At 40.2% G+C, this 25,808-nt stretch carries 24 protein-coding genes; all 24 read right to left on the bottom strand.

Annotated elements, in window-relative coordinates:
• Positions 1 to 95: 95 nt before the first annotated feature.
• Positions 96 to 2,453 carry a sensor histidine kinase gene (locus ACW6OJ_RS00680; protein ID WP_456095469.1) on the bottom strand — a complete coding sequence of 786 codons (2,358 nt, stop codon included), beginning with the start codon at positions 2,451 to 2,453 and terminating at the stop codon, positions 96 to 98.
• The gene (locus ACW6OJ_RS00675; RefSeq protein WP_293433847.1) at positions 2,440 to 3,153 is read right to left on the bottom strand and encodes a response regulator transcription factor; all 714 of its coding nucleotides are present in this window, start codon (positions 3,151 to 3,153) and stop codon (positions 2,440 to 2,442) included. The genes ACW6OJ_RS00680 and ACW6OJ_RS00675 overlap by 14 nt, the downstream gene beginning before the upstream one ends.
• A gap of 26 nt (positions 3,154 to 3,179) precedes the next feature.
• A complete protein-coding gene (locus ACW6OJ_RS00670) occupies positions 3,180 to 3,863 on the bottom strand; it encodes a thiamine diphosphokinase (protein ID WP_456095468.1) in 684 nt (227 codons plus the stop codon).
• Entirely contained in the window at positions 3,864 to 4,523 is a 660-nt protein-coding gene (gene rpe, locus ACW6OJ_RS00665; protein ID WP_456095480.1) for a ribulose-phosphate 3-epimerase, read from the bottom strand.
• Positions 4,520 to 5,419, bottom strand: a complete 900-nt coding sequence (rsgA, locus tag ACW6OJ_RS00660; protein ID WP_455104729.1) for a ribosome small subunit-dependent GTPase A — start codon at positions 5,417 to 5,419, stop codon at positions 4,520 to 4,522. Before rsgA ends, rpe begins: the two co-directional genes overlap by 4 nt.
• A gap of 63 nt (positions 5,420 to 5,482) precedes the next feature.
• Positions 5,483 to 6,217 carry an elongation factor P 5-aminopentanone reductase gene (gene ymfI, locus ACW6OJ_RS00655; protein WP_456095467.1) on the bottom strand — a complete coding sequence of 245 codons (735 nt, stop codon included), beginning with the start codon at positions 6,215 to 6,217 and terminating at the stop codon, positions 5,483 to 5,485.
• An 82-nt stretch (positions 6,218 to 6,299) separates the two neighbouring features.
• Positions 6,300 to 8,177: a Stk1 family PASTA domain-containing Ser/Thr kinase gene (gene pknB, locus ACW6OJ_RS00650; RefSeq protein WP_456095466.1), complete on the bottom strand. Its 1,878-nt coding sequence runs from the start codon at positions 8,175 to 8,177 to the stop codon at positions 6,300 to 6,302.
• Between the two features lie 12 nt (positions 8,178 to 8,189).
• Positions 8,190 to 8,939, bottom strand: a complete 750-nt coding sequence (locus ACW6OJ_RS00645) for a Stp1/IreP family PP2C-type Ser/Thr phosphatase (protein ID WP_293426255.1) — start codon at positions 8,937 to 8,939, stop codon at positions 8,190 to 8,192.
• A 12-nt stretch (positions 8,940 to 8,951) separates the two neighbouring features.
• Positions 8,952 to 9,989 carry a 23S rRNA (adenine(2503)-C(2))-methyltransferase RlmN gene (rlmN, locus tag ACW6OJ_RS00640; protein ID WP_455104730.1) on the bottom strand — a complete coding sequence of 346 codons (1,038 nt, stop codon included), beginning with the start codon at positions 9,987 to 9,989 and terminating at the stop codon, positions 8,952 to 8,954.
• Positions 9,990 to 10,011: 22 nt separating this feature from the next.
• On the bottom strand, positions 10,012 to 11,355 hold the full coding sequence (gene rsmB / locus ACW6OJ_RS00635; protein WP_456095465.1) for a 16S rRNA (cytosine(967)-C(5))-methyltransferase RsmB: 1,344 nt from the start codon (positions 11,353 to 11,355) through the stop codon (positions 10,012 to 10,014).
• Positions 11,356 to 11,426: 71 nt separating this feature from the next.
• Positions 11,427 to 12,116, bottom strand: a complete 690-nt coding sequence (locus ACW6OJ_RS00630; protein ID WP_455103636.1) for a zinc metallopeptidase — start codon at positions 12,114 to 12,116, stop codon at positions 11,427 to 11,429.
• Positions 12,117 to 12,130: 14 nt separating this feature from the next.
• Positions 12,131 to 13,060 carry a methionyl-tRNA formyltransferase gene (fmt, locus tag ACW6OJ_RS00625; protein WP_314494910.1) on the bottom strand — a complete coding sequence of 310 codons (930 nt, stop codon included), beginning with the start codon at positions 13,058 to 13,060 and terminating at the stop codon, positions 12,131 to 12,133.
• A gap of 1 nt (position 13,061) precedes the next feature.
• A complete protein-coding gene (gene def / locus ACW6OJ_RS00620) occupies positions 13,062 to 13,517 on the bottom strand; it encodes a peptide deformylase (protein WP_314494908.1) in 456 nt (151 codons plus the stop codon).
• A 17-nt stretch (positions 13,518 to 13,534) separates the two neighbouring features.
• Positions 13,535 to 15,847: a replication restart helicase PriA gene (gene priA / locus ACW6OJ_RS00615; protein ID WP_456095464.1), complete on the bottom strand. Its 2,313-nt coding sequence runs from the start codon at positions 15,845 to 15,847 to the stop codon at positions 13,535 to 13,537.
• 87 nt (positions 15,848 to 15,934) lie between these two features.
• Positions 15,935 to 17,146 carry a bifunctional phosphopantothenoylcysteine decarboxylase/phosphopantothenate--cysteine ligase CoaBC gene (coaBC, locus tag ACW6OJ_RS00610; RefSeq protein ID WP_293432059.1) on the bottom strand — a complete coding sequence of 404 codons (1,212 nt, stop codon included), beginning with the start codon at positions 17,144 to 17,146 and terminating at the stop codon, positions 15,935 to 15,937.
• A gap of 103 nt (positions 17,147 to 17,249) precedes the next feature.
• Positions 17,250 to 17,516 carry a DNA-directed RNA polymerase subunit omega gene (gene rpoZ, locus ACW6OJ_RS00605; protein WP_293426270.1) on the bottom strand — a complete coding sequence of 89 codons (267 nt, stop codon included), beginning with the start codon at positions 17,514 to 17,516 and terminating at the stop codon, positions 17,250 to 17,252.
• Positions 17,494 to 18,135, bottom strand: a complete 642-nt coding sequence (gmk, locus tag ACW6OJ_RS00600) for a guanylate kinase (RefSeq protein ID WP_293426272.1) — start codon at positions 18,133 to 18,135, stop codon at positions 17,494 to 17,496. Before gmk ends, rpoZ begins: the two co-directional genes overlap by 23 nt.
• Positions 18,136 to 18,148: 13 nt before the next feature.
• Complete coding sequence (locus tag ACW6OJ_RS00595; protein WP_456095463.1) at positions 18,149 to 19,030, bottom strand: YicC/YloC family endoribonuclease; 882 nt, start codon at positions 19,028 to 19,030, stop codon at positions 18,149 to 18,151.
• A gap of 148 nt (positions 19,031 to 19,178) precedes the next feature.
• The gene (locus ACW6OJ_RS00590; protein WP_293436474.1) at positions 19,179 to 20,525 is read right to left on the bottom strand and encodes a glucose-6-phosphate isomerase; all 1,347 of its coding nucleotides are present in this window, start codon (positions 20,523 to 20,525) and stop codon (positions 19,179 to 19,181) included.
• A gap of 91 nt (positions 20,526 to 20,616) precedes the next feature.
• A complete protein-coding gene (locus ACW6OJ_RS00585; protein ID WP_456095462.1) occupies positions 20,617 to 22,230 on the bottom strand; it encodes an NAD(P)/FAD-dependent oxidoreductase in 1,614 nt (537 codons plus the stop codon).
• 148 nt (positions 22,231 to 22,378) lie between these two features.
• Positions 22,379 to 22,753 (bottom strand): hypothetical protein, encoded by a 375-nt coding sequence (locus ACW6OJ_RS00580; RefSeq protein ID WP_314494895.1) that lies wholly within the window; start codon positions 22,751 to 22,753, stop codon positions 22,379 to 22,381.
• A gap of 8 nt (positions 22,754 to 22,761) precedes the next feature.
• Positions 22,762 to 23,829, bottom strand: a complete 1,068-nt coding sequence (locus tag ACW6OJ_RS00575; RefSeq protein WP_455103642.1) for an SEC-C domain-containing protein — start codon at positions 23,827 to 23,829, stop codon at positions 22,762 to 22,764.
• Positions 23,830 to 24,003: 174 nt separating this feature from the next.
• A complete protein-coding gene (locus ACW6OJ_RS00570; RefSeq protein ID WP_455103643.1) occupies positions 24,004 to 24,438 on the bottom strand; it encodes a hypothetical protein in 435 nt (144 codons plus the stop codon).
• Between the two features lie 32 nt (positions 24,439 to 24,470).
• A partial coding sequence (locus tag ACW6OJ_RS00565; protein WP_456095461.1) for a hypothetical protein occupies positions 24,471 to 25,808 on the bottom strand: 1,338 nt, incomplete at its 5' end.

Below are 25,808 nucleotides of genomic sequence, written 5' to 3'. Positions count from 1 at the left end.
CTTAAGCTATATCCCCCTCCTAGTTATCCTCTAGGAGGGTTTTTTATTAGCTCAAGACTATATCATCCACAAAGAGTGTCATCTCATTGTCTTATTTATTTTTCACCACCATTGTTGGCAGACCTCTTGAAGCTGACTATAGCCTTAAATAGGTCCCCATCCAAGTCAATATTAAGGTCTCCACCCTGGACCTGGGCATAGCTCTTTGCTATAGATAGTCCTAGGCCTGAGCCCTCCGTATTCCTGGACTTGTCTCCTCGCCTGAACCTCTCAGTAATCTCTTCCCTGTCATAATCTATTTCACTAGCAGAAATATTTTTAAATACTAGGGACACTACTTCAGGGTCCTCCTCTAGCTCTATATATACTCTAGAACCCTCAAGTGCATACTTCACCATATTAACTAGAAGATTTTCGAATATCCTGTAGGTCTTTTCGCCATCTAGGTAAAGCATAACCTTTTTTTCTGGCAACCTGGTCCTCAAAACTAGCTTGCTTTCATTAAACCTATCCTCTACCTCCCAGATACACTGCTTAATTAACTCGACCACATCTATATAGTTGATATCCAGAGTAATACTGCCTGACTGTGCCTTTGATATTTCAAACATATCCTCTATAAGGACCTTTAGCCTTTCAGACTTTCTTGATATGGTCTCTACATATTCTCTTGACCTTTCTGATAGGTCCTCCTCGTTCTTTAGTAGGTCTGAATAGGATATTATAGAGGTCAAAGGTGTCTTGAGGTCGTGTGAAACGTTCGAAATCAGTTCACTCTTTAGCTTCTGACTCTTTATTTCATCCTCTACACTCTTCTTGTAGGCCTCCTGTATACTTACAAGCTGTCTCTTGAGTTCTTCGTATATACCTACATTTTGACTCATAATATCTATATCAAGATTACCATTGGCTATATTCTCCGTTAGGCCAAATAGGCTATTGTAGTCATCTTCACTCTCTCTTATCTCCCTGACTACCACCTTTTCAAATATGATAATCACCAAGTAGTAGACTGCTATGATAGCAAGCCAGATCAGGTAGCTGTCCACAAATCCACTAAGGATTAAGAATACAGACCCAATGCTGATGATTACTATACCTAGGATGCAGAGCCTGTTGTACCTCCTACTAAAGTCTACATTCATAAACCTCCTTATACCAGAGCTAATCGACCTGTAAATAAGTATGAATAGCCTTATGATAAGACTCTTCTTGGCTAAGTACTTTCTGATACCCGTTGCTAGCACCATCCTAACCCAGACTGCAAATATAAATGTTATCAGAAATACAAGGAACCAGTAGGCTATATTTATACCATTTACCACTTGCTTGGATAACCAAATAGGTACGTTATTGGCCATGACCTCCTTGAGGATATTTCCATTTATGGTCTCTCTGACTACCTTTACTGGTACGTCATTCCTCAATAGGGAATAATCCAGCTCAATAATAATTCCTACCAATATTTCAAAAGGTAACTTGAAGATATTCTTCATACCATAAAATCCTGTCAAGAGCTCCTTAGGCAGGATAAGGGTAATTATGAAGATTGATACAAGTAAAAAGCTGGCTATCTTATCTATCATAGTGAACTTACTTCTCTCTAGCTTGTTTATATACTTGCTAATGGTATCACTGCTAGTATAGAAATTATTATTTAGGACCCTTGGAATTGCGTAGATATAGACCCTATTCTTTATTTGGTTAGTATTATAGCCAAAAAAGTTACTCGGAAGATTTCCATCAAAGCTGTATTCCACCTTCATCTTCCTCTCTGACTCATGCTCTAGCATAAAGTCATTTACTTTTTGCCTGTTGAATCCACTTGTATATATTAGCTTGTACCTGCCATCTTTGTCGTATTCTAAGATGATGCAATTTCTGAAGTTTTTATTTATATTCTTATCTGAAGACCTATAGGCCTCTACTATACTTGCATAATTCTCGTCACTTGACTTGGCTTCCATATACTTCTTGATATTGTTCACCGACTCCTTAAAGTCATAGTTAGAAAAGGCATAGCCAGTCTCTGTATTTATGCAGGAAAACTTTATATTCCCTTCCGACCCCTTGATCATAGGTCCCAGGTCCGTATTTGCTACCTGGTTGAACTCATTTTTAACAGAGTTTGCATCTAGGGTACCTGAATAGTACTCTATGTTGGCACTCTTAATTATCGAGTTTATGGTATCCTCACTCAAAAATATATCTGCAGGTGACAGTTCCTTGTTCTTTTCAGCCTGATAGCTCTTATAGTAAAGATAATAGTTAGAATTGAAGATATCGGATGCATACTCCTCTGTCTCAAAGGGATCGTTCTTTATTTCGGATATCTTTGTCTCTACATAGTGGTACCTCCTAATCATGTTGAAGGCCAAGATCAACATGACAAGTATAACCCCAAGGGTAAATATATGCTTCTTTTGAATTTCGTTAATCTTAAATCTTGTCAATTTTGTATCCAACTCCCCATACTACCTTCAAATACTTGGGTTTTTTAGAGTCAAGCTCTATCTTCTCCCTAATATTTCTTATATGAACCATTACAGTATCGGTATTAATAGCATTTTCATTCCATACCTTCTCATAAATTTCCTCTGAAGAAAAGACCCTGCCTGGATTTTTCATAAGAAGGTTTAGTATCTTAAATTCGATCGGTGTAATCTTGACAGGCTTGTCATCTACACTCACTGTCCTCTTATTCTCATTAAGCTCTAGGCCACCTATAATATAAAGACCTTCATCTTCCTTTTCACCAGCATCATCGTCACTGATATTCATATACTTGGTATACCTTCTTAGCTGGGAATTGACCCTAGCCAAAAGCTCAAGCGGCTTAAAGGGCTTGTTCACATAGTCGTCTGCTCCTATATTTAGGCCCATTATTTGGTCTACCTCTTCAGACTTGGCAGATAGGATAATTACTGGGAAGTTGTGCTTTTCCCTCAGCTTCATTATCATAGTTGCCCCGTCCATTACAGGCATCATCATATCTATAATAGCCAGGTGGATATCTTCCTTGTCTACTATTTTCATACCCTCTAGGCCATTGTTTGCCTTAAAAACCTTATAACCCTGGTTTAATAGGTATATTTCGACGACATCGGCTATCTCCTTTTCGTCATCTACAACTAATATATTATATGATTTCATAGGCACCTCTTTTCCATATAATTTTATTACTTATTTTTGATATTTTTTATAACCAGTATACAGCCGTCCCTTACATTTATGTAGGCATCTTCAGCCAACATCACATTGGAAATACCCCTTGTAACCGAGTATTTAAGGTCTAGCTCCTCAACGCTGTATTCCATATTGGCAAGGGTAATTCCTCTGGCATCACCCTTTACAGGTACGATAGATACAATATCTCCTATACTACCCTTCAGGTTCATTTCTTCATTTCTTAGGATGTATATTTCTTCCCTTTCAGATATGATCCTAGGATACATACCCCTATTCAATATATAGTATAGGAGCTGAATATTAGCTAGCTCGTGGTCAATACGTCCCCCAAGGGCTGCATATATATCTATGCCCAGAAGACCCTCCTCCTCGACCATCCATACTGCCAGTTCAGCATCTGTCTCATCCTTCTTAGTAGGAAATTTCTTAAAGACAACATCTGAGGCCTCATAGTAGCTTCTGATATCATCATCTATTGAGTCTAGGTCGCCCAATATATAGTTGGGCATTATTCCCAGCCTGTATAGGTGGTTTGCACCACCATCTACAGCTATTATTAATTCATATGTATTGTAATCCATGACCTCTCTAATATAGTCATAGTCTTCCAGCTGGCCATTTAGGACCAGGCAGGCAGTCTTGCCATGAATTATATCGCTTATCAGTGTTCCCATTTATTCTCCATCTACTGCTCTTCTTAAATCCATTACGGCCTTGTCAATATCTTCCTTACCAAATATAGCTGAACCCGCTACTAGCACATCAGCACCTGCATCTACCAAAGCCTTGATATTCTCACTTGTAACGCCTCCATCTACCTCGATTTCCACGTCTAGTCCCTTGTCATCAATCATCTTTTTTAGTTCTTTTACCTTGTCTAGGACCTCGGGTATGAACTTCTGTCCACCAAAGCCAGGGTTAACTGACATCAATAGGACCATGTCTAGATCACCTAGGATATGCTTTATCATACAGACTGGTGTAGCTGGGTTTAGGACAACTCCCGCCTTAATACCATATGACTTGATATTCTGTATAGTCCTATGTAGGTGGGTGCAAGTTTCATAGTGGACCGTAATGATGTCACAGCCAGCTGCTGCCAAATCTGGCAAGAACTTGTCCGGATCTGATATCATTAGGTGGGCATCAAACACCATATTTAGGTCCTTTCTCAGACTCTTAATGATTGGAGCCCCAAATGTAATATTTGGTACAAAATGACCGTCCATTACATCTAGGTGTAGGTATTCACAACCTGCTGCCTCTACCCTCTTACATGATTCTAATAGTCTAGCAAAGTCTGCTGACAAAACTGATGGTGCTAATTTCATTATAAATTCCTCCTAAGCTCTCTAATTTTCAAATTATTTATTTCATCTAGTATCTGTAGGTAAGACTTGTACCTACTTTCTGATATTTGTCCTACTTCAAGAGCCTCCTTGACTCCACAGGCAGGCTCATTCTTGTGGATACACTTGTTCCCAAAGCGGCAGTCCTGGTAATTGGCAAACTCTATAAAGTATTCCTGAAGCTCTTCAATTTCTATATCAGTAAGGTCAAAGGAACTGAAGCCTGGTGTGTCCGCAACTATGGCATTTGGACCTAGCTTGTATAGTTGGGAATGCCTAGTTGTATGCTTGCCCCTGCCTAACTTTTGTGAAATTTCTGCAGTTTCGAGCTTGAAGTCCGGCTCTATGGCATTTAGGATACTTGACTTGCCTACACCTGACTGGCCTGCAAATACAGATATACATCCTTCTAGTTCATGCCTAACCTGGTCTATACCCTGGCCTGTTTCAACACTTACAGGTATGACCTTGTAGCCTATTTTCTCATAATCAGAAACTATCCTATCTACTATAGTCCCATCCTTGTCCAGGTCAACCTTGGTCAAAACAATCCTTATATCTAAATTTTCCTTTTCCGAAAAAACTATAAACCTATCTAAAAGAACCATATTTGGACTTGGTTCCTTAACTGAAAAGGTTATTAAGACCTTGTCAATATTTGCTATTGGTGGCCTTACCAGCTCAGTTTTTCTTTCGTATATTTTTTCTATATTACCCTTTTTATCTGTTTCATCTATTATGCTAATTGCAACCCTATCCCCCACAAGAGGGCTAAGTCCCTTTTTTCTGAATATACCACGAGCCTTACATTCGTATAGGTCCTGGCCTACCTCTACATAATAGAATCCACTGATACCCTTGATTATTATTCCGTCTTTCATTCTACCTCCCAGTATCTATCACTACTTATATGATAACACAAGTAACTTGTCAATTAAAGTTCTTTAAATGACAAAACCACCGTTGCTGGCTAGGACCTGGCCCGTAATAAAGTCAGCCCTGTCAGAGGCCAAAAATGAAACCAGATTAGCTATATCTTCAGGCTGGCCCAGCCTCATTAGGGGTGTTTCATCTCTTAGGTAGTCTATATCTGCCTGACCGAAGCCCTTCATCATATCTGTCATGATCACACCTGGGGCAATAGCATTTACCCTTATGCCTGATGGTCCAACCTCCTTGGCCAGGGCCTTTGTAAAACCAATCATACCCGCCTTGGATGCTGAATAGGCAACCTCACATGATGCCCCTACCTGTCCCCACATTGAGGATATATTAATTATTTTACCGTGGTGGTTTGATACCATATAGGCTAGGACTTCCTTGGAGCATAGGAAGACTGACTTGAGATTTATGTCCATTATCCTATCCCAATCTTCCTCCTCCATGTCAGTAAGCAATCCCTCATAGCTGATGCCTGAGTTATTTACCAATACATCTATATGACCAAACCTATCTATGCAAAATTCAAACATGGCCTTGACCTGGTCCTGTTTTGATACATCTGCCTTGAAAACCTCTACCTGGCAGCCTTCTGACCTTAGCAGTTGGCAGGTATCCTGGGCTTCGCTTTTGGATTTGTTGTAGTTTATTAATACCCTATATCCCTCTCTTGCAAGCTGGATGGCTACCTGCCTACCAATTCCCCTGGAGCCTCCAGTTACCAATGCTACCTTGTTCATTAAATCTCCTCCTAAAAACAAGGAGTTACCAGCTAGGCAACTCCTTGTCATAATCTACTTTAGTAATATTGTCTAAATTATCTTAGTTGTTAGTTCCACCAATAATATTTTCGCTTGTAGTACCTCCTGAAGAATCTGAACCATTATCAGGTACTATTATACTACCTCCATTACCACTGTTGTTGCCACTATTATTACCTGACCTGCCATTTGGCCTAGTAATCCTAGATGTCCTGCCTGTAGAAGGGTCTATGTCCCTACCACTGTTGTCATTGATAATAGCCCCGTTATCATTTGAGTCATTATCATCAATTATAGATGGTCTCTCCTGACTTGCCTTCTTACCCTTGCTGACAACTAGGGATACCTTCTGACCTTCATCACTTGAACCACCAACTAGACTCTGGCTTAATACTGTGCCCTCTTCGGCATCATTATATTCGTATTTAACATTTCCTAAGATTAGCTTGTTGTCATTCAATAGCTTTTCTGCCTGAGAAAGCTTTAGGCCCACCACATTTGGTACAGGAACCTTTGAATTACCCTTGCTGACTATTACGCTCACAGAGTCTCCCTTCTTTAGGGTAGTATTCTCACTAGGTGTCTGTGTAATTATCCTATCCTTGCTGACACCATTGCTATACTCCTCTGATTTGACAACTAGCCTTAGACCTGTTCCCTCTAGACTCTTCTGGGCCTCTTCAACAGTCATGTTCACAACGCTAGGCACTGTAACATTTTCTGAATTATCCTTGCTGAATAGTCCAAGTCCAAAGTACTTCATGAAAAAGGCCGCATAGCCTATAAGGATCATTATTAGGATTACTGCAAGTATCTTCAGTCTCCTACGAGCCCTTGGTGTTTCCTTCTTCTTGGCCTTGTTCTTCTTTTCTTGCTTCTTTTCTCTCTTCTTTTCTTTTCTAGACTTAGGCTTTTCTTCATAGTAGTCGTCGTCTATATCTTCATCTTCATAGTAGTAGTCATCGTCCTCATAATAGTCATCTCCATCTTCATCATAGTAGTCATCGTCCTCGTAGTCATCATATTGGACTGGCTTTCTACCATTGAAAATCTCAGGATCTCTCCTATCTACATCAGTCGTAGCGAAGTTATTATAGTCCTTTATATATGGTAGGTCTATATTCCTCTCTACAAATTCTATATCCTCTATCAACTCTTCAGCTGTCTGGTACCTATTAGCAGGTTCCTTCTGTGTCATCTTGCTGATAATTGTCCTTACACTATTTGGAATATTTATCTTATCCTCTTCTGTAAAGGCTATATCCTCATTTATATGCTTCAAGGCTATAGATATAGGGCTATCACCACTAAAAGGTACCCTACCTATAATCATTTCATATAGGACTATACCTAGGGAATATAGGTCTGCATTACTTGTTAGGTGCTTACCCTTGGCCTGCTCAGGTGAAATGTAGTGGACTGACCCAATTACACTTCCCATATTTGTCATAGTCGAGCTGCTGACAGCCTTTGCTATACCAAAGTCTGCAACCTTTACCTGCCTACCATCCTTTGATATCAATATATTATGAGGTTTGATGTCCCTGTGAATTATACCATTCCTATGGGCTGCACTCAGAGCCCTAGCTATCTGCTTGGCTATATCCAAGGCAGTATATTCCTCAAGACGACCTTCATCCTGTATGATTTCCTTTAGATTTTGTCCGTCCACATACTCCATTACTATATAGTGGACCTTTCCATCCTCACCGACATCGTATACGTTCACAATGTTAGGGTGGGATAGGCTGGCTACGGCCTCTGCCTCTCTCTTGAACTTAACCAAAAATTCCTGGTCATCGACAAATTCTGGCCTTAATACCTTTACTGCAACAATCCTATTTAAAAGCTTGTCCCTAGCCTGGTATACAAATGCCATTCCACCGTCGCCAATTTTTCTTAATATCTCGTATCTATTTCCTAATACTGTAGCTCCCATAATAACACCACCTTATACCAAAACTATTATTACAGTAACATTATCTTTGCCCGATGCTTCATTGGCCAGGTCTACTAGGCCTTGGGTAGGATCATCAAGCTCTGTATTCAACAATGTTTGCTCTATATCTTCTCTATCAACAGCCCCAGTCAATCCGTCAGTAGCCAATAATATTTTGTCACCTTCCTCAAGGTCAACATCGTATATGTCTACCAATACAACTGGCTCTGTTCCGACCGCCCTTGTTATCTTGTTTCTATCGGGATGGTTCCTAGCTTCTTCCTCAGTTATTATATTGGCCTTTACATACTCCTCTACTATTGAGTGGTCGTAAGTAATCTTTTCTAGTCTTCCACCATTTTTCAATACATAGCACCTACTATCACCAACATTGGCTATATAGGCCTTATTCTTATAAACAACTGCAAGTGTTAGGGTTGTGCCCATACCATCATAGATTATGTCCTCCTTGGACTTGTCATATACCATAGAGTTGACAGTGTTATAGGCCTGCTTAATTATATCCTCTATATAATCAATTTTTACTACTCCATTTTGTATTAAGTTATCATTAAAAAATTCTATTAAATTTTCTACTGCTAGTTGGCTGGCAACCTCACCCTTGTTGTGGCCACCCATACCATCTGCTATGGCAAAAATTCCTATCTCACTACCATCGCCGACTTCTATTATCTCACCCTTACAATAGTCTTCGTTATTTTTCCTGACCATTCCAATATGAGATTTAAACAAAAAATCCATACGAGTCCTCCTTCACCTCTTACTTACACTCCTCCTTAGCTGACCACAGGCACCACTGATGTCTGCCCCCATGGAGTTTCTAATAGTAACAGGTATACTATTCTTTTCTAAATAAGCTTTAAATTTGTTTATGTATAAAATGTCAGGCTTTTCAAAGTCCCTTTCCTCTATTGGATTTATAGGGATTAGATTAACATGACACAACATTCCCCTCAGTAATCTGACTATCCTCTCTGCTTCCTTTTTGGAGTCATTAACCCCCTTTATCAAGGAATATTCAAAGGTAATCCTCCTGTTGGTCTTGCCAAGATAATAATGACAAGCTTCTATTATTTGATCTATCTTATACTTGTTGGCAACAGGCATTATCTTTTGTCTCTCCTCATCAAAGGGAGAGTGGAGAGATATGGCTAGATTTATTGGAATTTCCAAGTCAGCCAGGTCTCTTATCCTATCGACTATACCACAAGTGGATAGGGTAATATGCCTATTACCAATGTTTAGTCCATTTTCTTCATTTACCAGCTTCAAAAACCTTATAGAGTTTTCATAGTTGTCAAGTGGCTCACCACTTCCCATCATGACTACATTAGACACCCTCTTGCCCAGGTCTTCCTGGACCTTGATAATCTGGTCTAATATCTCCCATGCTTCTAGGTTTCTAGATAAGCCATCTATGGTAGAGGCACAAAATCTACAACCCATCCTACATCCAACCTGGTTGGACACACAAAGAGTCAGCCTCGTATCGTAGTCCATGGCTACTGTTTCAATTATATTACCATCATTTAGCTTAAATAGGTACTTTTTAGTACCATCAATTTTGGAATCTAAACGCAGGTCCTTTTCTATATTTCCTATTATTGCGTGTTCCTCTAGCTTAGCCCTAAGAGACTTAGGTATATTATTCATTTCATCAAAGTCCCTAATGTTCCTGTATAGCCAGGAATATATCTGACTTCCCCTGAACTTTTTTTCTCCTATGGACACTAGAAAATCCTTAAGCTCTTCTTCTGTCAAGTTTTTGAGCACAATCTTTCCTTTATACATTATACCACACCTTTATTGATTTTTAAATTTTTTTCATTCTGCAAATAAAGAATCCATCCATCTCATATTGGTCTGGTAAGATCTTTACTATAGCCTTGTCACCTAGACCCAAAAACTCCTTGATAGACCCTAGCTTGTCTAGGGAAAAGTCCTTGTGGTTGGCTAAGAACTTGTCCACCACATCCATATTTTCCTGCCTAAAAATAGTACAGGTTGAATATATTATCTGGCCTCCCTCCCTTAGGTAGGCACTAGCATTTTCCAAAATCTGGTACTGAAGGCCTGGTAGGTCTAGGACCTCTTCCTCCTTCTTGTACTTGATTTCTGGCTTTCTCCTTACTATTCCCATGCCTGAACAGGGTACATCACATAGGACATAGTCAAACTTGCCTATATAGCCCTCATTAAGTACCAGAGCATCTCCTAGCCTGGCCTCCATATTTTTAAGGCCCAGCCTCCTAGCATAGGTATTCATCAACTTAATCTTGTGGTCAAATATATCCTGTGATATGACCTGACCAGTATTTTCCATGAGCTCTCCAATATGGGTAGACTTGCCACCCGGAGCAGCGCATAGGTCTAAGACCCTTGACTCTCTTTTGGGGTCCATTATCCTAGCTACCAGCATAGAGCTTAAATCCTGAACGCTTACATAACCCTCCCTGAATAGAGGATGCTTGTCTATAGACTTTAGGCCCTTGACCTTTATAGCCTCTTCAATTCCATCTATCCTACTAGTTTCAAGTCCCTGGCCTTTCAGGTCTTCAACTATTGTCCCTACAAGGTCATCCATTGATTGTCCCGGTTTTAGCTTGGTCCTATTTACCCTAAGGTATATACTTGGCTTTTGGGATAGGGCACTTAGTATAGCCTCTGTCCTTTCAAATCCATATTCCTTGACCAGGCCTTCAACTATCCACTTCTCATAGGAATAGTATATAGCTAGGTTGTCTACTGTATTTAGTCTGATAGACTTGATATCACTTAGACTTCTAGAAATATTTCTAAGGACTGCATTTACAAAAGAAGCAGACCTCTTATCTAGTTTTTTGATTAAGTTTACGGACTCATTTATGGCCGCATAGTCAGCTACACCATCCATATGTACCAATTGGTAGGTTCCCATCCTCAGAACCAGCCTGACAGAATGCTGCATCTTCCTGACCTTGATTTTAGATACCTTGTTAATCATATAGTCCAGATACCTCTTCCTCTCAAGTATGCCATATACTAGCTCTGTGACAAAACCCTTGTCCTGGTCATCTAAGTCGGCTTCATTCAGGAACTTATTAAGAGCCATGTTGGAATAGTTTCCGTTGACCTCTATATCAAACAATATCTTATAAGCTATATACCTAGCTGACATATTATCTCCCTTCAAACAGATGTGACTATACACATCTGCATATAGTCACATTACTTTTATATACTGCAGACCTAATCATCACTTCTAGCAAGCAGGACCAACCTCACTAACTGTAAGATCGATGCAAGAGCTGCTGCTACGTATGTTAAGGCTGCTGCATTCAATACCTTTTTGCTTTCCTTATGCTCATCTAGGCCCACTATACCTAGACTTTCCAACTGCTTCAAAGCCCTTGATGAGGCATTGAACTCAACAGGTAAAGTAACTACCTGAAATAAAACTGTAGCTGAAAATAGGACTATTCCTAGCCACAAGAACTGCCTACTTACAAAGAAACCCATCAATATAATTATCCATGATGCAGAAGATGCGAAATTAACTGCTGGAACTATTGCACTTCTAAACATCATAGGCACATAAGACTCTTTGTCCTGGATTGCGTGTCCACACTCATGGGCTGCAACCGAAATCGAAGTGATGGAAGTCCCATAAAATACCTCTTCAGATAGACTGACAGTCTTACCCCTTGGGTCATAGTGGTCAGTCAAGGAACCTGGTACTGGGTTTACAGGTACTGATGATAGTCCATTGGAGTCCAGTATCCTCCTAGCCACCTCCTGGCCTGTCATCCCCTTCATGGCCCTTACCTTAAAATATTTTTTTGTAGTCGAACTTACCTTGAAAGAAGCATACATACTCAGCAATATTGCCGGTATGAGAATCAAGAAAGTCCTGTCCATATATAATCCATAAGGATACATAATTATCCCTCCTATTAAGTCAATACTTTTCCTATTTCTATGGTATTGCCCTTTATATACTCAGATACATGCATCCTCTTCTTGTTTGGCATCTGTATCTCTTCTATCAAAAGCATACCCATTCCACAGGCAACCTCTATACCCTGTTTGCCTACAGAAACAATGGTACCTGGCTCCCTATCAGTCTGTCCTTGGCCAATCCTAGTCTTCCATATCTTTATCTTTCCATAAGGGCTCTCACACCAGGCACCCGGCCATGGTACAGTACCCCTTACAAGGTTATGGATGCTGACTGCTGACTTCTTGAAGTCTATATGGCCAAGATTCCTATCCATCATAGGTGCATAGGTAGACTCATCATCATTTTGCCTTATTCTCTCAGCTGTACCATCCTCTATGGCCTTGACAGTCTGGCTCAAAACATCTGCCCCTTCTTCCATCATGATATCATGTAGCTGGCCTGCATTTATTTCATCGTCCAGTCTAAACTCCCTAGTCTTGATAATGTCTCCTGTGTCTAGGCCCTCATCCATAAACATAGTTGTTACACCTGTTTTTTCTTCGCCATTTATGATTGCCCAGTTTATTGGGGCAGCCCCCCTATACTTAGGCAATAGGGATACGTGAACATTTACACAGCCATACTTGGGTAGGTCTAGGACCTCCTTCCTAAGTATCTGTCCAAAGGCTATCACCACAATAAGGTCCGGATTTAATTCTCTTAGCCTGTCTAAGAAGTCTGGTTGGCTAGCCTTTTCAGGTTGTAGTATTTCTAATTCATGTCTCATGGCAGCTTCCTTGACTGGTGAAAAAGCCAGTTTCTTGCCCCTTCCCTTAGGTCTATCTGGTTGGGTCACTACGGCACACAAATCATGACCATCACTAATCAATCTCTCCAGTGAAGGCACTGCTATCTCAGGAGTTCCCATAAAAACTATACGCATATTATTCACCCTTTTCTGTTTCTTCTACTTTTTCAACAAATAAAATGCCTTCCAAATGGTCTAATTCATGGCAGAAAGCCCTAGCCAAGAAGCCATGTCCTTCTACCTCTATTTCCTTACCATACCTGTCCTGGGCCTTGATCCTTACATAGTTTGGTCTTGTAACCTCTCCTACATAATCAACTACACTTAGGCAACCCTCAAGGTCTGTCTGTTGGCCTGAAGACTCAACTATAACTGGGTTGACAAGCTCTATTAAGCCTTCACCAACATCCACTACAACGGCCCTCCTAAGTACACCTACCTGGGGAGCTGCTAGGCCAACCCCATCCTCCTTGTACATTGTATCTGCCATATCATCTAGTAGGGTATGTAACCTGTCATTGAAGTCTACTACCTGCTTGGATTTTTTATTCAAAATGGGGTCTCCCATCTTTAGTACATTACGTATTGCCATTTCTACTTCCTCCTACACTATATAAAACTATTTGGATTAATCTCAATATTTATATTGATATCCTTGTCGAATATCTGGTCAAACTTGCTGATACAAATATATCTCAGCATGGACTTGATTTCTTTGACGTCCATGACCTCATCCTTTATAATAACCTGCCACCTGTAGCGGTCGTTTATCTTGTTGATTGAGCACTCATTAGGCCCAAGTATACCCTTGACCTCGATTGATCTGGCCTCTAAAAGATACCTGACTGTCTCTATAAACTTTGTGGCATTATTTTTAACTATATTATAGTTATTACCCGAAAAAACCAGTCTGAACATATTATTAAAGGGTTCATATCCAAAGGCCCTTCTAAGCCTGATTTCATCCTTGTAAAAACTCTTGTAATCATAATTTACTGCATGTCTGATAGCAAAGTGGTCCACATTGTAGGTCTGAAGGACTACATGGCCCTTCTTTTGACCCCTTCCTGCCCTGCCTGCCACCTGGGTTATCAGCTGGTAGGTTTGCTCAAAGGACCTGAAGTCCGGATAATTTAGCATCATGTCCGCTGAAATTATACCGACTAGGGTTACATTTTCGAAGTCATGGCCCTTGCTAAGAATTTGAGTTCCTATCAAAATATCTGCTTCCTGTCTATTAAAGTCATCTAGGATAGCTTCAAGCTGGCCCTTCTTGGAGGTCGTGTCCTTGTCTATCCTTAGAGTCCTAAAAGACGGGTACTTTTTATTTATATATTCTTCTATTTTCTCTGTTCCCAAGCCTAAAACACCTATATTTGTACTAGAGCATTCCGGACACATGCTTGGTATGTCCTCCTCATGTCCACAATAGTGGCATATGCCCTTGTTTTTAAACTTGTGGTAGGTTAGTGATATGTCACACCTCTTACACTTAATTACGTGACCACACTCCCTACAGGTTACAGAACTTGCATATCCTCTCCTATTTAGGAAGAGAATTGCCTGGTTACCAGCATTTACAGTCCTTACTATCTCATCCTCCAGGACCCTACTGATTTCCGACCTGTTACCCCTATTTATCTCAGCCTTCATATCAACTATTTCTATCTGGGGCATGGCCCTTTCATTGGCCCTATTATTTAGCTCTAATAGGCTATATTCACCATTGTCAGCCCTGTAGTAGTCTGCCACAGATGGTGTTGCCGACCCCATGACTAGGCATATATTCTGCCTTAGGGACATATACCTGGCCACTTCTATAGTTGAATACTTAGGTGTCATCTCAGAATGGTAGCTCATATCATGCTCTTCATCTATTATTATCAGGCCTAGTGACCTAAATGGCAGGAATAATGCCGACCTAGTCCCTATAGTTACCCTGATATTACCGTTTTTAATTTCCCTGTAAACATCGTGCTTTTGACCTTCTGATAGGCCACTATGGAATACTCCCACTATTTCTCCAAACCTAGCCTTAACCCTGGCTATCATCTGGGGTGTCAAGGCTATCTCCGGTACTAATAAAATACTATCCAAACCTTGATTTAGACTATATTCTATCAACTCCAGATATACCTCGGTCTTACCGCTACCAGTTACACCATGTAGGAGGTAGGGCTTCTTTTCATCAAGGAAAAATCCTTCCTTTATCTGGTCGACCACCTGGACCTGGTCCTTGTTAAGACTTATCTTCTTGATAGGTGACCTAAACCTGGCTTCTGACCGCCTGTAGTAGTTTTCTTCCTTAACTTCTATCAAGTCCTTGTCTACTAGGCTCTTGATAGTTTGGTTGGAAACCCCCAGGATTTCCATTAGGCTCCTTGATTCAACTGACTTGTTAAGTCCTAGGAACTTGATTATATCCACCTGCTTTGGACCCAGTCTATACCTTTTTTCCCCTACTATCCGGTCTATTGTATCCAGGTCATACCTTAGAGATAGGTAGTTTAGCTTTTTTTCGTTCTTCTTATCCTTGTAGGTCCAGACTACCTGGCCATCATCTTCAATCTTTTTTGCTTCTAGCCTATAGCCCTTTGGATAAAAAAGGTTAAGGGCATCCATATAGGTACACATATACCTATTCCTAATCCACATTATTAGGCGGATATTTTCTTTGCTAAGCATGGGCTCAACATCCAGGATTTCAAATATTTCCTTGATCTTGTCCTCTCCAATATCACCAGGTCCTAGTCTATCTCTCTTGGCTACTACAAAGGCCTCTATGGGCTTATTAGACCTACCAAAAGGTAGACTGACCCTATGACCAATCCTGATTTGGTCCTCTAGGTCAGATGGAAGCCTATATGTGAATAGCATATCAGCGAACCTGCTCATATTCCTAAGTATTAAGTCTATATACATCTTCCATCTCCCCCCTTGGTTACTTGTAAAATCGTAAAAATAGCTAAATGGTAAAGGGTCAACATTTACATTTAGCTATCTTCAATCCTACTTATTTTCTAATATATCTCTTACCTTATCCAATATTATGTCTCCTACTTCAGACTTCAGTAGCTTTGGATATTCCTTTATCCTTCCATCGGCTTCAATTATCTTAACTATATTTGTTTCTGTACTAAAGCCAGCCCCCTGCATTGTCAGGTCATTGGCTACTATAAAGTCAAGATTCTTCTTTTTAATCTTCTTGGCCGCATTCTCCAAGACGTCATTTGTTTCGGCAGCAAAGCCAACCAAGACCTTGTTTCCTTTTATCTTGCCTAGTTCCTGGGCTATATCCTTGTTTCTACATAGGTCTATCCTCAGGTCTGAATCTTTCTTTTTTATCTTCTTATCTGAATATGACTTTGGCTTGTAGTCCGCCACAGCAGCACTCTGAATAACAACATCATTAGAGTCAAACTCTCCTACTAGGTTTTCATACAGGTCATCTGCACTCTCAATGCTTATGAACTTTGCAAGTCCCTCTGGAACCTCTAGGTCAGTCTTACCTGATACAAGGGTAACCTGGGCACCTCTGGCAACTGCCCTCTTGGCTATTGCATAGCCCATCTTACCACTAGACCTATTAGTGATATACCTAACTGGGTCAATGGCCTCTATGGTAGGTCCGGCACTTATCATTATCCTCCTGCCAGCCAAGTCTTTAGCTTCAGACTCCTTTTCAAAAAAGTCGACTATAAAGGCTAGAATATCATCTACATCAGCCAGCTTACCCGCACCTATATCTCCACATGCCAATCTTCCTGACGCTGGGTCTATAAACCTATAACCTAGGTCCCCCAGCTTGTCCATATTTGCCTGGACTATCCTATTTGTATACATATTCGTATTCATGGCTGGTGCAATTATCACTGGTGCTCTTGTGGCCATTACCGTAGTAGTAAGCATATCATCAGCTATGCCGGCTGCCAGCTTACCTATAAAATTTGCTGTTGCTGGTACAATCAAAAAGGCATCCGCCTTCTTGGCCAGCTCTATATGCTCGACCTCCCAAGTCTTGGGTTCTTTGAACATATCATTTATAACAAAATTATTACTCAAAGTCTGAAAGGTCATTGGCTGTACGAATTCACAGGCAGACTCAGTCATTATGACATGGATATTTGCATTCAACTTTTTCAATTTACTTACGACATCACAGGCCTTGTAAGCTGCTATGCCGCCTGTAACACCTACTATAATAGTCTTATTACTTAACATATTAATAGACTCCTTTTACATAGTTTTTCATTAAATTTATATAGTTGTTCTGCTGTGATTTTGAAGCAATTGTGTATTCCTGCCCCTATTCACAGCCTGCCTATTAGTCCTGTTCTAATAATTTCTTTTCCTGGGCTAGCTTGTGGGCCAATTCCTTGGCCTCTATTTCATCATCAGTAAGTAGTCTATAGCCTACCTTACCAGCTATTACCTCTTCACTGGCTATTACTACTGGCTTAGCCTTTTCATCAATGTCTATAAGGGCATCTTCCTTGTTAACTAGCTCTCTTGCCCTCTTTGAAACTGTCGCTATTAGGTAGTACCTATTATCTATCTTTTCTACTATATCATTTAATGATGGTTTTAACATTTTTTATCTCCTTCTCAAACATATCTAATATATCTTTTTTGTATCTACTGACCTTGTTCTTTTCAACCTCTAATATATTTAAAATCTCCTCTGAAGACTTCTCCACTATATTGTTAAATATGAAGTAGTCATAGTCCCCAAGGAGCTTAATTTCATCGTAAGCACTGTTAAATCTCTTTTCTATCTGCTCCTCTGTTTCTGTGCCCCTTCCTACTATCCTGTTTCTCAATTCCTGTAGACTCGGTGGCAGTACAAATATAAATACAGCCTGTGGATATACTTCCTTGATCTGCATAGCCCCCTGCATTTCTATCTCTAGAATCACGTCTCTACCCATATCAAGTTCGTCAAAAATAGCCTTCTTAGGCGTACCATAGTAGTTGTCATAAATCATGGCATGTTCCAGGAATTCCCCCCTGTCCACCATGGCTTCAAATTCTTCCTTGGTCTTGAAGAAATAGCTTTTGCCCTCTACTTCACCAACCCTAGGATTTCTAGTGGTTGCTGATATAGATAGGTTGATATCCTCATGTTTGGCAACTATATCCTTACATATAGTTCCTTTTCCAGTCCCGCTTGGACCAGATACAACAAGTAATAAACCCTTTTTATTAATCATATTATCCCCCAAACTACTCTATATTCTGGACCTGTTCCCTGATTTTTTCTAATTCAGCCTTCATATTGATAACCAGGTTGGCTATAGAGACATCGGATGATTTTGATCCCATGGTATTTACTTCCCTATTCATTTCTTGAATTAGGAAGTCCATCTTCCTACCAACAGATTCATCTGCTGTCACAGTATCTCTCAACTGGTTTATATGGCTCTTAAATCTAACTATTTCCTCTGTAATATTTGACTTGTCAGCATATATAGCCACTTCTTGGGCTAGCCTATACTCGTCTACCACCTTAGGATCGTCTAAGAGCTCGCTTATTCTGGCATACAGCTTGTCCTTGTATTCTTTTTCAATAGTAGCAGTATACTTTTCTAGGTCACATACAGCCCTTTCCAATAGGTCTGCCCTAGCAAGTATATCCTTTTCTAGCTTCTTTCCCTCTATAATCCTCATATTGCATAGGTTTTCTAGGGCCTTGTTGGCAGCGTCAGACAACATATTCCATAATATTTCCTCATCGTCCTCAGCCTCTGTAATCTTTACTACATCTGGGAACTTAGCTATATCAACAGGACTAATAGGCTCTTCCAAGCCAAAGTCACTCTTGATATTCTTAAGAATATGGTAGTACTGCTTAGCTAATTCAGCATCATATACTAGTTGGGACCCGACAGAAGTAACAGTCTCGAACTTAACAAATATATCAACCCTACCTCTTCCAAGGTGGTCCTTGATTAAAAATCTCAGCTTATCTTCTAAAAAAGATAGCTTCCTAGGTATCCTAAGATTTATGTCTAAATACTTGTGATTTATTGTTTTGCATTCAACCGAAAGATTGTAGTATTGGTCCTTAAATTCGCCTATACCAAATCCTGTCATACTTTTCGCCATAACTAATCTCCAATCTAATATAAAATTGCTACTAACCTTTATTATAACATATTGAACAGCCCCTAACAACACATAAAACCTCTTGACTGGTCAATTAAACCAATCAAGAGGTCATCATTTCCTATATTATATTTTGGGCCTATGAAAACTATAATCTAGCTTCTAATCTTGCCTTTTCTTCCTCATAGCCTGGCTTACCTAGTAGGGCGAACATATTTTTCTTGTAGTCCTCTACTCCTGGCTGGTTAAATGGGTTAACTCCTAGGATGACACCGCCTATACCACAAGCCTTTTCAAAGAAGTATACCATCTGGCCAAATGTGTATTCATCTAGTCTAGCAATGTTTAAGACTAAGTTTGGCACATCACCATCAGTATGGGCTAGTAGTGTTCCCTGGAAGGCCTTGTGGTTTACAAAGTCCACAGTTCTGCCTGCTAGGTAGTTAAGGCCGTCTAAGTCATCCTTGTCTAACTTTATTTCTATGTCTCTTCTTGGGCTTTCTACATTGATTACAGTTTCAAAGATAAATCTTCTACCATCCTGTATATACTGACCCATTGAGTGTAGGTCAGTTGAGAAATTTACTGATGCTGGGAATATCCCCCTCTGGTCCTTACCTTCACTCTCACCAAATAGCTGCTTCCACCACTCAGCGAAGTACTGTAGCTGTGGTTCGTAGTTTACCAATAGCTCGGTTTCCTTACCCTTTCTCTGTAAAACTGTCCTTGCAACAGCATATTGGTAGGCCTGGTTCTTTTCAAGATCCTTGACAGAGTATTCCTCTCTGGCATCTGCTGCCCCCTTCATCATGGCATCTATATCAAAGCCTGCCGCAGCAATTGGAAGTAGTCCAACTGCAGTTAAAACTGAAAATCTACCACCTACATCATCTGGTATTACAAATGTTTCATAACCCTCTGCTTCAGCTAGGCTCCTTAGAGCCCCCCTCTTTGCATCTGTAGTTGCATATATTCTCTTGGCTGCACCTTCCTTACCATACCTCTTTTCTAGGTCTTCCTTGAAAATTCTAAAGGCAAGGGCTGGCTCAGTTGTAGTACCAGACTTAGATATTACATTTACAGAATAGTCCCTATCCCTTACTAGGTCTAACAGGTCTAGTAGGTAGGAAGAACTAATACTGTTACCTGCGAAGTATATTTCTGGAGCCTGTCTCTCTTCCTTACTCAGATTGTTCTTGAAATTTTTACCCAACATTTCTATGGCTGCCTTGGCACCTAGGTAAGAACCACCTATACCTATTACTACCAATACCTCTGAATCAGACTTAATCTTGTCTGCAGCCTTCTTAATTCTGGCAAATTCATCCTTGTCATAGTTAACTGGAAGGTCAATCCAACCAATGTAGTCATTACCTAAAGACCTACCCTCATGCAATAGGTCATGTGCTAGGTCAACAAATGGTTGCATAGCCTCTACCTCTCTCTTAGCTAAAAATTTCTCAGCCTTACTGTAATCAAATTTAATATTACTCATATTGCCTCCTCTATTACCTTTTATTTATTAGACGACTCTACCACAGCCGTTTTATTACCATAATAAAAAATCTATTATTTCTATTATACCACTAGTCACCATTTTTGGTATCTAAAGGCGAATATTTTTCAATTATTTTTTCTGCACACTTTATACCATCGACTGCGGCAGTTACTATGCCACCTGCATAGCCTGCCCCCTCACCACAGGGGTAAAGGTTGCTTATATTTAAGGACTTGAGACTATTCCTGTCCCTATTTATCCTAACTGGGGCTGATGACCTAGTCTCCACACCGGTAAGGACTGCATCCGACATGGCAAAGCCCTTGAGCCTCTTGTCCATATCCAAAATACCCATTCTCATAGCCTCCACTACGAAGTCCGGCAGACAAAGGGCTAGGTCAGTAGGCCTTACACCTGGCTTATAAGATGGCCTTACACTAGCAAGTTCCACAGATGGTCTCCCCGCTAAAAAGTCTCCAACTAGCTGGCAAGGGGCCTGGTAATTGCTGCCCCCAAGTTCAAAGGCCATAGCCTCATATTTTTCCTGAAAATCTATACCTGCTAGAGGGTGGTCTGATTCATAGTCATCTGTTGTGATGTTGACCAAAAGTCCACTATTGGCATTTTCTAGGTCCCTAGCATGCTCACTCATACCGTTTGTAACAAGGTGTCCCTGACTACTAGCTGAGGCTATTACACTTCCTCCCGGACACATACAAAAAGTATACACACTTCTACCATTTTCTACCTGACTAGTCAGCCTATAGTCTGCTGCACCCAGCCTTTCATGTCCTGCAAATTTTCCGTATTGAGCTTTGTTGATTAGGTCTTGGGGATGCTCGATCCTAGCCCCGATTGCAAAGGGCTTCTGCTCCATATATATTCCTCTTGAATTTAGCATCCTATAGGTATCTCTGGCACTATGGCCTGTTGCGAGTATTAGTTCTTGGCAGGCTAGGTCTTCATGGTCATTTACTCTTATAGACACTAGCTTGTCAGCCTCTAGCCTTATATCAGTCAACTGGCTAGAAAATCTAACCTGCCCACCTAGACGGATTATTTCCGCCCTAATATTTTTCACAACATTTTTTAATATATCTGTGCCAACATGTGGCTTGTGGGAATAAAGTATATCCTCTGGTGCTCCTGCTAGTACGAACTCTCTTAAGACCTTTTCACTCCTGATATCCTTTATCCTAGTTGTCAACTTACCATCAGAAAAGGTACCTGCCCCTCCTTCGCCGAACTGGACATTGGACCTATCATTTAGGATGCCCGTCTCCCAAAACTTGTCTATGTCGGCAGTCCTAGTATCAACATCCTGGCCCCTTTCCAACAAGATTGGCCTATAGCCTCTCTGGGCTAGAACTAAGCTGGCAAAAAGTCCTGCTGGTCCCGCACCGACTACAAGGGGTGGATTTTCCATGTTTTCTCGGCCTGATTTAACATCTTGGTACCTGTTTGACTCTATAAATACTGTATCTTTTGGCTTTCTTGCCAAGATTTTTTTCTCTGATTTAAGACTTACATCTACGGTATAGACAAAGCTAATCTGGTCTTTTTTTCTGGCATCGATTGATTCCTTGTAGATGCTGTAGTCAATAATATCAGAATCATGGATTCTTAGTTTTTTGCACAGCTTGGACCTGACTAGGTCTATTGGCTGGTCTATATCAATTTTTATATTAGATACTCTTAACATACTTCCTCCTTGTCCGGTCGCGGACTATTGGTCTAGCAAGCTTAAAATAGGCTGGCTATACCTAAATACTGACCTTCCAAAATATATAAAAAAGACTAAATCACAAAAGAAATACTGTAATTTAGTCTTATCATCTCATTGATTTGGCTTAGTCCTTAGTAATCAAGCCTCTTATAACCTTCATATTATTGAATATCTTCTCAATAAAGTTTTCAGCTATTTCATCGTCAAGCAGCTTGATTTCAAGATTTTCATTGTCTTCAATGCCCTTGTCCCTACAATACTGATTGGCTATATCTATTATAGCGCCCTTGTTGTCAGGTGCCAGTGAGTATTCCTTGTAGTCAACTATCACATACTGAAGAACTTCCTGTCTACCATCCTTATTGTATCCAATTTCTATATGGTAGATAACAGCAAATAGGTTTTCTATACTCTCCTCACCATTGTAAACTGGTATAGCTGGATGTGATTTTATAAAATTAGTAGATACCGGTATACTATTCCCTACTTTTAACTGCATATTTCCTCCTATTCACCTTCAACAACTGCCAGTATTTCCTTATTTCTCTTGGCTAGGGTACTAGTGCTAACATCATACTTCTGAGCTATAGAGTTTTGGGTAATACTCTGGCCTATAGACTTCCTATAATAGTATTCAAGTCCTGAAGCCCATCCATTTTCTGCCCCTGCTAAATTTAGCTTGGATGAAATTTCTGACCATAGGTCCATTACACTTGCTAGGATATCTTCCTCTTCAATCTTTGACCTAAGCAGGTCCTCTAGGTTTGAAGCTGACCCAGCTTCTTCATCAGACTCTAGGTCATGTAGGCTTTCTTCCATCATGTCATCCTTATAGTCACTCATCTGTAACAGGTTCAGCATATGCTTATAGAAGTATAGGGAATTTATAGATACAAAGTAGTCTATATTAGCTATGTTGTTCACATCACCCTTGTACTCCTTCATTACATCATTATAGATGTAGTCCTTTGCATCCTCCTGTATTCTGATAGTTAAATCAGTCAATACGTATATATTTCCAACCCTTACTGGCCTAGCCAATAGGTATTGGCCAACTTCAAATCCTGCCAATATTTCTGCATCAAGAGTATAGTACTGGATACCAGTAAAGACATCCCTAATAACCACCTCTAGACCCTCAAAGCTATCAATAACAAACAAGCTTGGATGAGAGTTAAGGCAGTTAACTACTATTTCCCTATCACTTTTACTAAATTTCTTATGACCTAATACATACATGGCAGGTGTATTTTCACCATCAACCATATAGTCGTATGAGAAGTATGAGGCAAAGAACCTGTTTGATGCTATATTGTTGACAATCATATTATCAAAGAATATATTTCTTGCTTCCTCTTCCTTGCTGGCAAAGTTCTCATCTCTCTCAATTAGGTCCTCCAGAGACTCACTAAGTCCAATAATCGCTCTTGAGTATGCCTCGTTTGCCTTCTGCTTTTTGTCGTGCAGAGTCTTCTGGCCCAAGACCATCCTGTGGTCTGCCAGATCCTTGTCCATACAACACTTTTTATATTTTTTACCACTTCCACAATGGCACAAATCGTTTCTATTCAACATATGCAACTGCTCCCTACTTTTTTCTATTAAAAGACATTTCACACATAAATATTGCTTTATTAAATATATACGAACACAAGTCCTACTACAAAATAATAAACAATACTTTAAATTATATCACAGTCAATTTAATCTGACAATATAGTCTTAATTATATTAATTACTAGATATCTTCTAATCAAAAAAATGCAGCTTTATTACATATTTAGATTGGCCCTGACCATCGTAGGAAATACTGTCTACAACCAGCCTCTTGTCCATTGTTTCTAGACCCTGGACAAACTTCAAAAGTGAGTCTCCCTTGCCAGATAGGCTTATTTCATACTGCCTGTATTCATTTCCCTCTATGACATCCATAGACTCAATAGAAAGGTCCTTGCTGGATATTTCATATAGGCCAAGGTCCCTAGCCATATCAGACCCCTTCTTCGACCTCCTAATAGACCTCGCCATATCCTGGTCATCAGGACTATCATTATTTTTTATGCTTTCTATCTGGAGGGCCAAGTCCCTATTTTCTTCCTTCATGGGGCTTATTAGAAGGCTGTTAACTATGAGCATAAGTCCAAAAAATGCCAGTATGTACAATATGTTTTTATCTATTCTCATCCTTATCCTCCTATGGCATCCTGTCCCAAGAGTCAGTTCCTTATTTCTAGTTTGACTAGGTACTTGTAGGCCTTTTTCTTTACCTTTTCCTTGACTATTTCATACTTATCCTCTGGCTTGGTATTGATATCCTGGCCATCCTGGTCCTGGCTGTCCTGACCGGGGTCTGGCTTTCTTTCCTTCTTGCGTTCAACTTCCTTTTCCACATAGTATTCCAGCTTGCTAATTGAAAGGATGCTGGCCTTATCAAAGAGCTTGTCATTCCTGAGTCCACTTACCTTTGACCTATCATCTAGCTCTAGGTCTACAAGGAGCCTATACTTGTCATAATCCATCTTTTTCACCGTGTTTCCTAGCTTTTTATGGATTTCGTATACCTTGATGATATCGAGCCCGTATATATTTTTATCAATTTTCTTAGGTCTGTCAGTCCTGCTTGCCTCCCTGGATATAGATTGGGACCTGGCCTCTTCCAGTTCTCTATATAGGCTCCTCTTGTCCATAAGTGTCCTGACCCCCATAAGTACAAATAGGACTAATACAAGTACCATGAATCTCATCATGTAGATATTTAGCCTTGACCCTCTCACACTTTCTAGGTAATGGTCTACCAGACCTCCCTTCTTGGACTTCCCCCCTATCAGGGACTGGCCCTTGTAGGCTAGGATTTTCCCATAAATATTAGGCCTATAATCATCTAGGGTCTCCATATTTGTAAGCGTCCCTATTAGGTCCTTAAACCTTTGGCCCCTGTAGTCACCAAATACCAATATCCTGCCCTGGCTATTTAGGTAGGCTATAAAGTTTTCATCCCTGTAGGACTGGTCAACAACTATAGAACTCTTGATACCTTCCCCCTCGAGAATGGTTAAGACTAGGTCCTCCTCCCTGACCTCCATCAGGGCAAAGTAGTTGTCCTTAGCCTCTATAAAGTGGCTTGCCAGCTGGTAGTTGCTGTATATAGCCTTACACCTTAGCTTGGCATTTTTTTCTATAGCCCTTACTATACTGTATAAATAATTCGGAAATAGGCAAACCTCTAGGTCAACCATGTCGTTTTCATCCACCTGTCCCCTCTTATATATTAGGCTGTACCTATCCTTATTTAAATTTAATAATTCCATTATTTCTATATCTACTACAAGGTCTATATCCTTCCTCTTAGAATCTTTAAGGACCTCAATTTTTCTTACAACTAGATGATTATTTTGGCATAGCACGTAAAAGCACTTAAACTTTACCCCAAGCTTTTTTTCAATGAAGGCAATGTCTTCGCACAGCTTGTAGGCAATTTCATTTTCCTTATCAAACATTGATCCCATGTCTATATCAAGGGGGTAGTACTGGTCAAACAGGATTGCTGACTCTCC

It is taken from the genome of Peptostreptococcus sp. (genome assembly GCF_977045075.1).
This window is presented reverse-complemented; position numbering and strand designations above follow the sequence as displayed.

Excerpts from the sequence above, each read along its gene's own strand:
- ACW6OJ_RS00675 (WP_293433847.1), bottom strand. The coding sequence starts at position 3,153 with ATGAAATCATATAATATATTAGTTGTAGATGACGAAAAGGAGATAGCC.
- ACW6OJ_RS00670 (WP_456095468.1), bottom strand. The coding sequence starts at position 3,863 with ATGGGAACACTGATAAGCGATATAATTCATGGCAAGACTGCCTGCCTG.
- rsgA (WP_455104729.1), bottom strand. The coding sequence starts at position 5,419 with ATGAAAGACGGAATAATAATCAAGGGTATCAGTGGATTCTATTATGTA.
- ymfI (WP_456095467.1), bottom strand. The coding sequence starts at position 6,217 with ATGAACAAGGTAGCATTGGTAACTGGAGGCTCCAGGGGAATTGGTAGG.
- pknB (WP_456095466.1), bottom strand. The coding sequence starts at position 8,177 with ATGGGAGCTACAGTATTAGGAAATAGATACGAGATATTAAGAAAAATT.
- ACW6OJ_RS00645 (WP_293426255.1), bottom strand. The coding sequence starts at position 8,939 with ATGGATTTTTTGTTTAAATCTCATATTGGAATGGTCAGGAAAAATAAC.
- rlmN (WP_455104730.1), bottom strand. The coding sequence starts at position 9,989 with ATGTATAAAGGAAAGATTGTGCTCAAAAACTTGACAGAAGAAGAGCTT.
- rsmB (WP_456095465.1), bottom strand. The coding sequence starts at position 11,355 with ATGTCAGCTAGGTATATAGCTTATAAGATATTGTTTGATATAGAGGTC.
- ACW6OJ_RS00630 (WP_455103636.1), bottom strand. The coding sequence starts at position 12,116 with ATGTATCCTTATGGATTATATATGGACAGGACTTTCTTGATTCTCATA.
- fmt (WP_314494910.1), bottom strand. The coding sequence starts at position 13,060 with ATGCGTATAGTTTTTATGGGAACTCCTGAGATAGCAGTGCCTTCACTG.
- def (WP_314494908.1), bottom strand. The coding sequence starts at position 13,517 with ATGGCAATACGTAATGTACTAAAGATGGGAGACCCCATTTTGAATAAA.
- priA (WP_456095464.1), bottom strand. The coding sequence starts at position 15,847 with ATGTATATAGACTTAATACTTAGGAATATGAGCAGGTTCGCTGATATG.
- coaBC (WP_293432059.1), bottom strand. The coding sequence starts at position 17,146 with ATGTTAAGTAATAAGACTATTATAGTAGGTGTTACAGGCGGCATAGCA.
- rpoZ (WP_293426270.1), bottom strand. The coding sequence starts at position 17,516 with ATGTTAAAACCATCATTAAATGATATAGTAGAAAAGATAGATAATAGG.
- gmk (WP_293426272.1), bottom strand. The coding sequence starts at position 18,135 with ATGATTAATAAAAAGGGTTTATTACTTGTTGTATCTGGTCCAAGCGGG.
- ACW6OJ_RS00595 (WP_456095463.1), bottom strand. The coding sequence starts at position 19,030 with ATGGCGAAAAGTATGACAGGATTTGGTATAGGCGAATTTAAGGACCAA.
- ACW6OJ_RS00590 (WP_293436474.1), bottom strand. The coding sequence starts at position 20,525 with ATGAGTAATATTAAATTTGATTACAGTAAGGCTGAGAAATTTTTAGCT.
- ACW6OJ_RS00585 (WP_456095462.1), bottom strand. The coding sequence starts at position 22,230 with ATGTTAAGAGTATCTAATATAAAAATTGATATAGACCAGCCAATAGAC.
- ACW6OJ_RS00580 (WP_314494895.1), bottom strand. The coding sequence starts at position 22,753 with ATGCAGTTAAAAGTAGGGAATAGTATACCGGTATCTACTAATTTTATA.
- ACW6OJ_RS00575 (WP_455103642.1), bottom strand. The coding sequence starts at position 23,829 with ATGTTGAATAGAAACGATTTGTGCCATTGTGGAAGTGGTAAAAAATAT.
- ACW6OJ_RS00570 (WP_455103643.1), bottom strand. The coding sequence starts at position 24,438 with ATGAGAATAGATAAAAACATATTGTACATACTGGCATTTTTTGGACTT.